The organism is Anabaenopsis tanganyikae CS-531 (assembly GCF_029891675.1).
GTDB classification, from domain to species: domain Bacteria; phylum Cyanobacteriota; class Cyanobacteriia; order Cyanobacteriales; family Nostocaceae; genus Anabaenopsis; species Anabaenopsis arnoldii.
The window spans coordinates 1-12,330 of record NZ_JANQDF010000078.1; the positions used below are offsets into that span (position 1 = coordinate 1).

Annotated in this window: 11 protein-coding genes and 1 pseudogene; 6 read left to right on the plus strand and 6 right to left on the minus strand. The window is 42.8% G+C overall.

Features of this window, described 5'->3' with window-relative positions; translation table 11 throughout:
* Window positions 1-357 precede the first annotated feature (357 nt).
* Window positions 358-1,329, minus strand: a complete 972-nt coding sequence (gene sds, locus NWP22_RS08000; RefSeq protein WP_271733624.1) for a solanesyl diphosphate synthase — start codon at window positions 1,327-1,329, stop codon at window positions 358-360.
* 1,051 nt (window positions 1,330-2,380) lie between these two features.
* Between sds and NWP22_RS08005 the strand changes: the two genes are divergently transcribed.
* On the plus strand, window positions 2,381-2,557 hold the full coding sequence (locus NWP22_RS08005; protein WP_271733622.1) for a hypothetical protein: 177 nt from the start codon (window positions 2,381-2,383) through the stop codon (window positions 2,555-2,557).
* A 47-nt stretch (window positions 2,558-2,604) separates the two neighbouring features.
* On the opposite strand, the gene murI is transcribed toward NWP22_RS08005, so the two are convergent.
* From murI to NWP22_RS08025, 4 genes and pseudogenes are all read right to left on the minus strand, one after another.
* On the minus strand, window positions 2,605-3,477 hold the full coding sequence (gene murI / locus NWP22_RS08010) for a glutamate racemase (RefSeq protein ID WP_271733621.1): 873 nt from the start codon (window positions 3,475-3,477) through the stop codon (window positions 2,605-2,607).
* 177 nt (window positions 3,478-3,654) lie between these two features.
* On the minus strand, window positions 3,655-5,613 hold the full coding sequence (locus NWP22_RS08015) for an N-acetylmuramoyl-L-alanine amidase (protein ID WP_271733620.1): 1,959 nt from the start codon (window positions 5,611-5,613) through the stop codon (window positions 3,655-3,657).
* 734 nt (window positions 5,614-6,347) lie between these two features.
* Window positions 6,348-6,941, minus strand: a pseudogene (locus tag NWP22_RS08020) (cation:proton antiporter); the annotation flags it as partial.
* Between the two features lie 79 nt (window positions 6,942-7,020).
* A complete protein-coding gene (locus tag NWP22_RS08025; protein ID WP_271733619.1) occupies window positions 7,021-7,434 on the minus strand; it encodes an EVE domain-containing protein in 414 nt (137 codons plus the stop codon).
* Between the two features lie 221 nt (window positions 7,435-7,655).
* Here NWP22_RS08025 and NWP22_RS08030 point away from each other — a divergent pair, with 221 nt between their 5' ends.
* Entirely contained in the window at window positions 7,656-8,402 is a 747-nt protein-coding gene (locus NWP22_RS08030; protein ID WP_271733618.1) for an SIMPL domain-containing protein, read from the plus strand.
* A 48-nt stretch (window positions 8,403-8,450) separates the two neighbouring features.
* Here the strand turns inward: NWP22_RS08030 and NWP22_RS08035 are convergent, their stop codons facing one another.
* A complete protein-coding gene (locus NWP22_RS08035; RefSeq protein ID WP_271733617.1) occupies window positions 8,451-8,813 on the minus strand; it encodes a single-stranded DNA-binding protein in 363 nt (120 codons plus the stop codon).
* Between the two features lie 303 nt (window positions 8,814-9,116).
* On the opposite strand from NWP22_RS08035, the gene NWP22_RS08040 reads away from it, so the two are divergent.
* From NWP22_RS08040 to NWP22_RS08055, 4 genes are all read left to right on the plus strand, one after another.
* Window positions 9,117-10,124, plus strand: a complete 1,008-nt coding sequence (locus NWP22_RS08040) for a rod shape-determining protein (protein WP_271733616.1) — start codon at window positions 9,117-9,119, stop codon at window positions 10,122-10,124.
* A 53-nt stretch (window positions 10,125-10,177) separates the two neighbouring features.
* The gene (mreC, locus tag NWP22_RS08045) at window positions 10,178-10,942 is read left to right on the plus strand and encodes a rod shape-determining protein MreC (RefSeq protein ID WP_271733615.1); all 765 of its coding nucleotides are present in this window, start codon (window positions 10,178-10,180) and stop codon (window positions 10,940-10,942) included.
* Window positions 10,943-11,051: 109 nt separating this feature from the next.
* Window positions 11,052-11,684: a rod shape-determining protein MreD gene (gene mreD / locus NWP22_RS08050; protein ID WP_271733614.1), complete on the plus strand. Its 633-nt coding sequence runs from the start codon at window positions 11,052-11,054 to the stop codon at window positions 11,682-11,684.
* 446 nt (window positions 11,685-12,130) lie between these two features.
* A partial coding sequence (locus NWP22_RS08055) for a hypothetical protein (RefSeq protein ID WP_280801713.1) occupies window positions 12,131-12,330 on the plus strand: 200 nt, incomplete at its 3' end.

Below are 12,330 nucleotides of genomic sequence, written 5' to 3' on the forward strand. Positions count from 1 at the left end.
ATTAAAAGACCATTGTCCGGATAAAATCTTCCTTGTCCACTTTCCTTCCTTGTCTTCGGTGGTCTTGCCTTCACAGATCATATTAAAAACCTACCCTTGTAAGGAGAGGGTGGGGTCAAACAATAGTTGATACACTAATCATGACTTATCAAACATCCTCTTACACCCTCTACCTATTTTCTCATGAATCGCTATCTGAATCTCGTTTTATTCATACCTTTCTACTATCAACTACACTAGGCATCCCCCTGTGCCATTGACATCACTTATATCTAATGTACTTTCATTTAGCCACCGCGAAGCGCTGCTGCAAGCAGAGCTTCGCGATCGCCTGTGCCAGTTGCGTAAGTCCTATTGTTAATAAAGCCGACCAAGTACATAGTCAGCGATGTTAATTAGTGCCTGGCGTGACTCGGAAGGTGGTAGTACCTCAAGATGATCAACTGCTAACTTGGCATGGTAAGAGGCTAATTCCCTAGCTTGTTGTATACCTTGGCTATCTTGAATCAGATCCAGTGCTTGCTCTAAATCTCCTTGTTGGTCAAACTTCCGTTCTATGAGGACTTCCAGATATGGTTTTTCCCCTAAAGCAAATAAAACGGGTGCAGTAAGATTGCCACTTTTGAGATCAGAACCAGCAGGTTTACCCAGAGTATCTGTTGTACTAGTGAAATCTAAAATGTCATCCACAATCTGAAATGCCAGACCCAGATGACGACCGTAGTTATATAGATGTTCGGCTGTTTCTTGGGAAACTTCACTAAGTAACCCAGCTGCTTTGGAACTGTTGGCAATTAACGAGGCTGTTTTGTAATAGCTCTTTTTGAGGTAAGTCTCTATTGAGATCCTATTATCAAAACAATTTATTCCTTGCTGGATTTCGCCGGTAGCCAGATCCATAATCACTTCTGAGAGTAGTTTCACCACCTCCAAATTGTCCAAGTTTGCTAAATACCAGGACGATTGGGCAAAGAGAAAATCTCCTGCTAGGACAGCAATGCGATTACCGAACAGACTATGAACAGTAGGCACACCACGTCGCATTTGTGATTCATCTACCACATCGTCATGCACTAAGCTTGCCGTGTGAATCATTTCCGTTATTTCTGCTAGGCGGCGGTGACGCAGCGTTATGTCTTTTTCTAACATTGTGGCCCGCGATATCAGCAAAACAATTGCTGGTCTGATACGCTTTCCCCCAGCTCCGAATAGATGTTCGGCGGCCATAAATAGAATGGGGTGGCGATTTCCAACTAGCTGCTTGAGGTTATCTGCTAGTAGTCGCAGGTCTGCTTCCACAGGGGTAAACAGGGAGGTGGCTGAGGTCATGGATGGGCGGACTCTGGCTTACGTTACGAAAGTTTACATATCCTACACTCATTTTAAGATAACCCTGTGCCGGCGCAAAGTTTTGATGAGAGAATACCTGCCTATTTACTCTCTATTCTGGATAAAAAACTCAGATTTGCAATAACTACAAGTTGGCTAGAACCCTTATGGAAACTGTCTATAGCCATGCTCCCTGCTCATAAAAATATTTTGTGCATCAGAGCAAATTTTTTTTGAGATCTGTTGCCTAAGTCCTCTCAAGTCCAAAAATAAATCTTACTGGATATTTTCTGTATATTCTTGAGGACACACTACCTGTAGTGTTTTATGCAAAAACTCCATAAGAACGATATTGCTGTTTTTGCCAGAAATTAATTTTTACCCATAAGTATAATTAGTTATATATATTACATATATACGCATATAGTTGATCAACAAAAGTTTAACAATCTCCATTTATTGATCACATATCTAAAAATTTTCAAATTTTATCCCAATCTTGGGTGAAAACTCAGGAGCATTGTGTTAGGCTAAAATGTATGGATTTTAAATTTTTCAGAACTCATTTTCCAAAGGTAAGCAAGTTTTAAGTACTTTTACCTCCGTGGTACTGAGGATCTAAAATAATTGGTCGCTGTAAACCAAGAATAAAGAAATAATTCTCTTTATTCTTGTTCGTGCAGCAATTTAGCCTCCCCATCTGGAGTTGAGCGGTATCCTTATGGTTATTCGCTACAATATCTTAGCGTTTACTGAACGCTAAGGCTGCTCTGGTCATAGAGGTGCGCCCATAATGCAGACTCAGTAGACTGCTGAGGAGTGCAGTTAGCTTTGCCGTTGAGCAATTTAACTGTTGTGGTGTGTGGTCTGCAAAAAAACAAATTTCAATAGTTATTTAGCTAACCGTAGATAGTTATAAATTTACGGAAAATTTTAGTAGAGCAAACTACAGCCATCAAGGAACCCCTTGGTTGGTTGAATTTCTTCTTAAAAAATTACATATTCCATTCATAGGGGTGCTGCTAGAAAGATGATTTACGGGAAGATGCCTATGTTGACTTTTATTTTAGCCGCGGGATATTTGTTTACAGTTTACTTATTATTAGCGCTGGCCAAGAGAAGTGGTAAACAATCTGCTCCTAGAGATTTAGCCATCACTAACTCACAAAAAGACAAGCAAGATGTGTCAATAACTCATCAGGTGACTGAGGTGGTAAATAGTCAATAGGCTAGCTTTACCAGGCGTGATTATGAAGTCAAAATAATCATCAATCATTAATGACCGCTAAAATTGGAAACTGATGTGTCATTGAAATCAACAAGCTCAACAGTTGGAGTATGGCCTAGCCATGGGAGACTCGATTGAGCAAATTGTGGTGGAGAACCACTGACCCAGAAGCGAGTAGCTACTGGTGGGTATGTATTGCTTAATCCTAATAGTTCTAACTCTTGGCTACAAGCGGCGACAACGTGAACAGCAGGGTCCACCAGTTTGACTTGAGAGGGGAGGAGCGATCGCAGTACCGGTGCAAGATGTGGATAATGGGTACAACCGTAAACCAAGGTATCAATTTCTTGCTGTATTAACGGCTGTAAATATGACCGTGCCACTTCAGTAGTATAAGGGTCATGAATGCGATTTTGTTCAATCAGTGGCACGAACTCAGGGCAACTAACTTGCCAGACTTGGACATTGGCATCAATTTCCAGAATAGCATGGCGATAGGCATTACTTTTGGCTGTGGCAGGGGTAGCAATTACACCAATACGCTTCCCCTGCTGCACTGCTGCCTTAGCTCCTGGTAGGATAACTCCTAGAATAGGCATACTAAACTCCCTCCGTACTATTTCCAGAGCGAGGGCAGAACTAGTATTACAAGCCATAATCACCATTTTGACACGTTGCTGTTGCATCCAATTAAGGATTTGGCGCACATACTGTAAAATTTCAGCTTGTGAACGAATGCCATAAGGCAAGCGAGCTGTATCTCCAAAATAAATAATAGATTCATTGGGCAGGTGCCGATAAAGTTGTTGCAGGACTGTCAGACCACCCACACCACTGTCAAAAACCCCGATAGGGGCTCGTTGAGGCTCTTGATGGGCAAAATGGTCAGGATTATTTTCAAAGATGGAGGATGAATACACAGGTAGATATTAATTTCCGGTTGGGGTTATAAAATACCAAATGTAGCAGAAAATTTGTAATTCGTAATGGCTTCCAGCTATGGCTAGGCAAGACAGCCTCTCAGGTATAACTCTACCTAACGTGGTATCCCTCAATGACACACGAAGCCCCATCCGCCGCGGGGTGGGGTACTTCACTTATCTCCGTTGTAGATGTTGGAGAATACCACGAGCGATCGCATCCGCCATTTGATTTTGGTAAGCTGTGGTCCTGAGTCTAGCAGCATCCTCCGCACCTGTGACAAAACCCACCTCTACCAGAACCGAGGGCATGGTGTTTCTTCTGAGGACATAAAATCTAGCTCGCCGCACCTGTCTATCTCTGATAGTGACATTTTGAATAACGCTGTTATGAATCGAGCGAGCGAGACCCTGACCACTGTCGTGATAATATGTTTCCAAGCCATTGACATCTGGACGACTCATACTGATGGCATTGGCATGGATACTGACAAATAAATCAGCATTAGCTCGTTGTGCCAAATCCACTCGTCCTTGTAGGCTGACAAAATAGTCAGAATCACGAGTTAGTACTGCTTGGACGCCATTTTGCTCCAAAATCGCTGCTACCCTTTTGCTAATGGGCAAAACTACATCGCTTTCGCGCAGTCCGCCAACACCAATTGCTCCTGGGTCTCTACCACCGTGTCCGGGGTCAATCATCACGACAGATCTGGTTTTCCGTGCTGGAGTTGGCGTAGGCTGGCGTGTGGGTTGGGGCGCAGGAGTTGCAGTGGGTAGTTGCCCTTGGGTGGGTAGTGGTAGGGGTGATAATGCCACAGGGGGTGAAACCACCGTACCGGGACGAGAACCGTGTAATTGCAGAGAAAAAAGCTGGTTGCCGACTTGATTTAGTTCCCCAATGTGTACTCCCGCTGCAGGTTGTACCAATATCACCACTGAATTGTCTTCAGCTTGCAGGCGTACCCGGAGGATGGGACTATTAGCACTAAAATTTGGCCCTGTGACGTTGGCAGCTAACTGAGCATTGGGAATAGTGATTCGGAACAAACCAGAGGATCTATCCCATCGACTATTGGCGTTGACTGTTTTATCTGATCTAATCAGTAACTGCGTATCATTATTACCCAGTTCTATAGCCTGAATTGTTGCTGGCGCTGCTGTAGTTACAGTCAGATTTACATTATTGGCAACTGGCCTGTTGGCTATTACCGCGGTTCCTGTCTGATGACTGCGGCTAACCTCAGCCGTAGTATTGCGCGAGTTGTGGGAATTATTATTAGCCGGTAATCTGACAACACGAGAGGGCAAAAGAACTAAACCCTTGGCGCTACTATTAATTGAGCGCCAATCGGGGCTATCTTTGTCTACCCGCAAGGTCATGCGGACACCAGGTGCTTGGCTGTTTAACGGAGCTAATTCGAGCCGACTAATACCATGTTTGTTAACTTCGTAATTTAGTTGTGTCAGACTGGGTGACAAACTGGCGTCGGCGATATCCATAAAAATGGTATTGCGATCGCGGCTCCGATTGATTTTGACTTCAGGACTGCCGCCGTTTGTCCGCACAAACAACCCATCTCCTGTTACCAGTAAGTTCTCAATTTGAATTTTCCCTGGTATGGCACTGGCAATTTGCTTTCCTAGGGACTCGGCACGCGGGGACAAGAACTCGGGCTTGGTATCGCCATCAGAGTCAACAGTGACCACAGTATACATACTTCTGGCGGAAGATTCTGTCTTCTCTGGTGTTGGGGTTGGTAATTTTACCAGCCAGCGACTGCCACCAACGCTTTCAAATTTCACCTGCTGGGGGTCTAGACTATACCCAGGACTGAGTTCAACAACTAGGCGCGTTGTTTGTGGATCAAACTGCCCCACCCGGACAACACGAATGGCACCACCGACTTGTTGTGTGGACTGTGGTCGGCCGAAGGTCGTTCCGGGCAAATCAATGACCAGACGCGTAGGATCGAATATCAGTTGTGCTTGGGGTTGAACAGGGCTGTTCGTGTTAATCTCCAGACGATTTTGATTGGCATCAAAACGCCAAGATTCCAGTTTTGCTGCTACAGCCGGCGACGATAGTAAGACGATACTTCCTACTGTACTGGGTAGTAACCAGTGTAATTTCACAATCCTTTCTCCTGTGATTCGCGTTTATGGGAGCCATCAATATCTCAACATATTGGCTAATCGTCACACTGTTACAACCTAATCTTGATCTTTGTTAGTGCTGTGACTTTTGTGCTCGTATAAAGACACAATTAATGGCTCAAATTCCTAGTATCACCTCTAACTTTGCCATCCTATTAGGATATAATATTCAAGGAGGCAAATTATTTTAGATGCAACCAGATTACCACCACAATTAACCATACCTTTTTTGTCAATGCTTAGTTGTTAACACTTGACTGAGCCTTTTGATTGCAATTCAGTTTTGTCATGGCTAAAAACTTTTCCCGACTTGCTGAAACCAACATATTAATTAGGTGTAGAGACATTCTGTGGAAACTCCCTACAGTGGTTTTAATATCATCACCAATCGTGTTCATACCTCAAATCAGCCACAGTAAATTTCAACTAGTTTTAATTGTTGTTACCAAACTGGGAATCGTTGATGCTACTTGTTACCAAGTATATAAATTAACATTTATAGCAGTTTAAGACTCGCGAAGCATAGGATTTTGAATGCCGGGAGTAGTGAGACAAAAACTACAATTTACAGTCTCCAAAGACGAGGATTTAGAGATTATGTTTCCTGTAATTGGGGACTGCTTACCTGGTACTGGGGATTTGATATGAGAAACACTTTTTCCCAGACCCTAGACCCCACTCTTTAGTCCCTCAGGGGTATCACAACACCCCATTTAGGTTTTTGATGAATTGTCCCCAGATTCGGGTTTGCTTTCCTGATTCTTACCATCATTGACAGTAGACATGATCGATTGAGGTTTTTCGACAATTACCGGTGTTCGAGTAACATTGTCCAAAATCAGTTTGTCTGTATCTGCTAGCAAATTATCTGTTTCTGGAAATACTAACCGTAAAAGTGGGGGGGCGAAAAAGGTCGTCAGGATGACCATCATGATAATTGCCGCCCCCAGTGATTTAGAGAGAACACCGCTAGCAGCACCGACACCAGCAAAGACTAAACCGACCTCACCCCGAGGAATCATTCTTACACCAATTGCTAAACGATTTATTTGGGGTTGACCAAACACACTGAAACCTGTAATTACTTTACCGATAATGGCTACTGTGATCAGGAAAATGGCCATAATTAAACCTTCTCGATTACTGGGAATAGCTGGGTTTAAGACCCCCAAGTCTGTTTTTGCCCCCACTGTCACAAAGAAAATTGCCACTAGGATATCGGCAATAGGTATAACTTGCTTTTGCAATTCCTTGCGTTTATCAGTTTCCTCTAAGACTAACCCCGCAGCAAAAGCTCCCAGAATTGCTTATGCTGTGCAAAAATCCTTCTCTTCAGTTTTACTACTTTATGGCAATTAACATAAATGGAAAATATCTGCTCATAAATTATTTTGTGTCTTTAGTCAATGACATCAGGCGTTGCCAGTAAAATTCGGATACTGGGATAACTGAAAGTCTAGGAAGTCGCAGCAACTCAAAATGTTCAAATTCTGCATCTTGCTTGATCTGCCTCAGTTCCAGAGGTACAGAGACTTTTTTCAGTGCCTTGACATCTACAACTACCCGTTTGGGATCGTTTAATGTGGGATCGGCATAAGGCTGACTGACAACCTCTGCTATACCGATAATTTGTCTTTCTTTGCCTGTATGGTAAATTAAGGCTAAGTCGCCAATCAGCATATTCCGTATATGTTTGAGCGCTAGGGGATTGTTAACTCCATCCCAAACTGTATTACCATCCTGTTCTAAATTAAAGTAGGAGTATTTTTCCGGTTCAGTTTTCAGCAGCCAGTATGCCATCCAAGAGTCTCCAAAATTTATAATTATTTTTTTTGAGTTTCCAAAAATGTAACCGCTCCTAATTCTGAGTATGGCAGTGTCAAAGTCAGAAAATATAAAATGCTGAGTGGATCATAGTTCAGAGCAGAAATGTTGACTTAAGAGTAGACAGTTGACTGCGAACTAGTATATCAGTGTTGTTTCCAGCATCTGTAGAATCTGTTCATAGGAGTGCGAATTTTATGTATGGAGCCGCTTTATCTGCTTCTTGGTTTCCGGGTGCTAATTCTGCTAAAACACTGACATTGTTCTTAATAAGCTGTATAATTTATATTGAACCTGGTTTGGCTCAAGACAAGGAAAAATTTTTGCGAACTCTGACAGTGAGCGGCCGCGGTGTGGAAACAATTCCCACCACTTTGTCACAAGTCAGTATGTCTGTGGAGGTTCAGGCTGAAACTGCACAGTCAGCGCAACAGGAAGCGGCTCGCAGAGCATCAGCTGTGGTCGCTTTGCTCAAAACCCGAAATGTAGAAAAATTACAAACTAGTGGTATCCGCCTCAATCCAGTTTATAGTTACACCGATAATGTACAACGAATTACTGGATATACTGCCAATAATACTGTGATGTTTATTATGGCAACACAGGGCGTCGGTATGCTTTTAGATGAAGCTGTAAAAGTCGGTGCAACGCAAATTAATAGTGTCACTTTTATTGCTAGTGACCAGGCGATCGCCTCAGCTCAAAAACAAGCACTCAGACAAGCCACCCAAAATGCTCAAGAACAAGCTAATGCTGTTTTGAGTACCCTAGGTTTCCAGTCTCAGGAAGTGGTAAGCATTCAGATTAATGGTGCAACTGCGCCCCCACCTCCCATGTTGGAGCGGGCTGAGGTTTTCAAGTTAGCTAATACAGATTTTTCTACCCCTGTAATTGGTGCTGAACAGCAGGTAGAAGCATCAGTGACACTGCAAATTAGTTACTAATTAAGCATGGGGAATAGGTGAGTATCTTTACCTATTCCCCATCTCAAGTTAGAACTCTTCTGAAGGCATATCTGCCATACCGCCTTCTGTATCCCGCTTAGAACCTAACAAATCTAGTTGGTCAACGTGGATAAATGGTGTAGAACGGTTGACACCGGTTTGGCGATCTGTCCAATTATTAAATCTCAAGGAACCTTTAACAGCAATTTGCTTGCCCTTGCGGACGTAATTACCCGCCACCTCTGCTGTTTTCCCCCATAGTTCTAAAGTGAACCAGTCAGGTTCATCGCTATTACGGGTTCTGCGATCAACTGCTAATGTTAATCTACACTTAACCGTACCGGACTCGAAATATTTAATATCTGGATCGCTACCTACACGACCAACAAGGGTGACAACGTTAATGCTCATGAGTCTAACCTTTAGTTACAAAATTACTGATATATTTTGAGTTTGATCATAGCCAATTTTGAAGTTATGATAAATATGTAAAAATAATCGCATTTATACTACTCAGATACTTAGAGGCATTTCAGATTTAAATACCTCATAGCTAAACAGTATGAGTGAAATTAGCTTGCTTGCTGGACTCGGCGTGAAAAAAATAATAGAATCGGTGATGATTAACTGTAACAGTTTTTAGCAAATCAGTATCGCAAAGAAGGGGCATAGAGACGCGTGGGGCTTTTTAAGAACTTTCGCTCATCGTGGGGTATGGGTATCGACCTTGGTACAGCCAATACCCTAGTTTATGTATCAGGTAAAGGGATTGTACTCCAAGAACCTTCAGTAATTGCCCTGAATCAAAATGAAAAGGTAGCACGTGCGGTAGGAGAGGAAGCTAAAAAAATGATCGGACGTACACCTGAAAATATGATTGCAGTCCGCCCTTTGCGTGATGGTGTAATTGCTGATTTTGATATGGCCGAGCTGATGTTAAAAAACTTTATCCAGCGTGTAAATGAGGGTCATTCTCTGATTTCGCCTCGAATTATCATTGGTATACCTAGTGGTATTACAGGGGTAGAAAGACGGGCTGTAATGGATGCAGCAGCCGAAGCTGGGGCCAGAGAGGTGCATTTAATAGATGAGCCAATGGCTGCAGCAATAGGAGCAGGGCTACCTGTTGCCGAAGCAACAGGTAATATGATTATTGATATTGGTGGCGGGACAACAGAAGTTGCAGTGCTCAGTCTCCAGGGTACTGTCATTAGTGAATCAGTGCGTATCGCTGGTGACGAAATGACAGAATGTATTATCGTATACCTAAAAAAGATTCATAACTTGGTAATCGGAGAACGAACTGCTGAGGAGATAAAAATCCGCATTGGTTCCGCCTATTCTACTAATGATAATAATGATGCCATGATGGAAGTCCGGGGCTTACATTTGCTTTCTGGGTTACCCAGAACTGTCACAGTCAAAGGGGCAGAAATTCGTGAATGTATGTTGGAACCGCTAGCAGTAATTATAGAAGCTGTGAAGCGAACACTCGAACGCACGCCGCCAGAATTAGCCTCAGACATTATTGACAGAGGAATTATGTTAGCTGGTGGTGGTGCTTTGCTTAAAGGGATAGATACCTTAATTAGCAATGAGACAGGAATTGTCACCCACATTGCCCCTGATCCTCTGTGTTGTGTTGTGCTAGGAACAGGTCGTGTGTTAGAAAACTTTAAACAGCTAGAACGTGTTCTTACTGCCCATTCGAGCCATATGTAGTCAGAAATATCAGATATTTAGTTTCTATTTAGCTACGAATTTATAATATATAGATGGTTACTGTGCGTCGTTGGTGGAATAGTAAACTACTACAACTGGGTTTAGTAAGTTTAGTAGTTAGTAGTGCTTGGATGTTGAGACAGACTCAGGGTTATTTACTGTTAGAAATGTATCAAATCATTGGCAGTCCATTAGAAATTTTACGGTATCACCCCAGTTCAGAGGAACGCCTGAATCAAGTCCGCTTGTTGGAGTTGGAAACGCGTATAGCTGATTTAGAAAGTCAAAATGAACAACTAAAAAATTTATTAGGTTATATTGAGAGGTCGCCATTCAAATCACGCCCCATTCCAGCCCGGGTAGTGGGACGTAGTGCTGACCACTGGTGGCAACAGGTGATCCTAAATCGCGGATCCAATGCAGGCATTAGAGAAGGCTTTATTGTCAAAACTTATGGCGGCTTGGTGGGTTTGGTAGAGACTGTAACTCCTAATACTAGTCGTGTATTGTTAATTAGCGACCTTAAGAGTCAAGTGGGGGTCAAAATTAACCGCACTTCATCTCAAGGGATTTTGCGGGGCGATTCTTCCGCCGAAGCGGTGCTGGAGTTTTATGAAAAAGTGCCAAATGTTCAGGTAGGTGATTTAGTATCTACATCTCCCTATAGTCATAAATTTCCGCCTGGTGTGCCAGTAGGACGAGTTAAGTCTCTAGATTTGCAGCAATCTGTAGCATCAGTGGCAAAAGTTGAGCTTTTTCCGCCGATAGCTTCATTAGATTGGGTAGCGGTCTATCCGTTCGTACAGCTGAACGATTAGGTATTTAGTTTAAATCCCAGAATTATATGCTAGGTGCTAGACTTTGGCATCCCGTAGCTAACAAAGCCAGAATTGACAACCAAAACTTGAGTTAGATTGAGTTAAAAAGATGCCTTCATTTAGCGGTAGCAGGCATAACAAGCCAAGAGCGCTACAACGAAAGTTAAAAATTTTATATAAGCCTCTTGCTCACTGCCATCCCTTTACACTTCAACTGCTAAATTGGGTAGTAACGGTTGCGTCTGTGCTGTTTTGTCTGCTGATGTTACCAACGCGGTTTGTGGGTATGGAATTATTGGGTATTGGGCCGAATTGGCTATTAATTTGGGTGGTTTCCTGGAGTGTCAAGCGATCATTCTGGGAAGGAATGTTAGCTGGTATAGTGCTGGGACTACTTCAAGATGCTATGACCTCACCTCACCCTACCCATGTGATTACTCTGGGTTGTGTGGGGGGGTTGACTAGTTTGCTACAAAAGCCCCGTTTTATCCAAGAAGATTTTATTTCTATTGCTTTAATTGTCTTTGTGATGGCAGTTGTGGCGGAAACTATCTTTGGACTAGAGTTAACTTGGATGAACAATGCCGACGGCGGGCAAAGCCTACGCAAAATGGAATATATTTGGTCATATTATCAACGTGTATCTCTGGCTTCTGCCATTCTCAGTAGTCTGTGGGCACCTGTATTTTATTATCCATTAAACCTTTGGTGGCAGAAGATAAAGTTATTAGAGCAGGGGTAGAAATTCCAGTTTGGGCAATGCCCGATTTTTCACGAATTCGGTTGACTTATCGGTTAATTTAAGCATGAGATTCACCCCTCATGCTCGGCTTCAAAACCGTGCGTGATGTTTTAAAATCACACGGATCCTCCCCAAGTTAACTCTTGTCATGGGGACTAAACTGAGTTGAAAGTTTGCCGATACCACCGTGTATCTGGTCGTGACAGTGTAGGTGTACAGCAGTTAAATTATCCAGACGGTTATCCGTGTGATTTCTGTTTTTATGCTGGATTTCAATAAGGTCATCAGGATGAAAGTTCAGCCCACATTCGGCACATTTTCCCTTTTGTTTCTTGATGGTAATAGTTAGAGGATGTTTGGAAAGTGTTAAACAGGTAATTTTTATATTAGGGAACAGGGAACAGGGAACAGGGAACACAGGAAGGATTGGGAAGGATTGGGAAGGATTGGGTAACACACAAAAAACAATAAAATTCAGTCCCCTCCCCTTACAAGGACAAGACTTGGTGGACAAGGTGGACAAGGTGACCACCGGAGAAAAACAGTACAAAGTCTGTATTCTTAGTAAGAAAAATAGCCCATTAAAAGACCATTGTCCGTATAAAATCTTCTTTGTCCACTTTCCTTCCTTGTCTTCGGTGGTCTT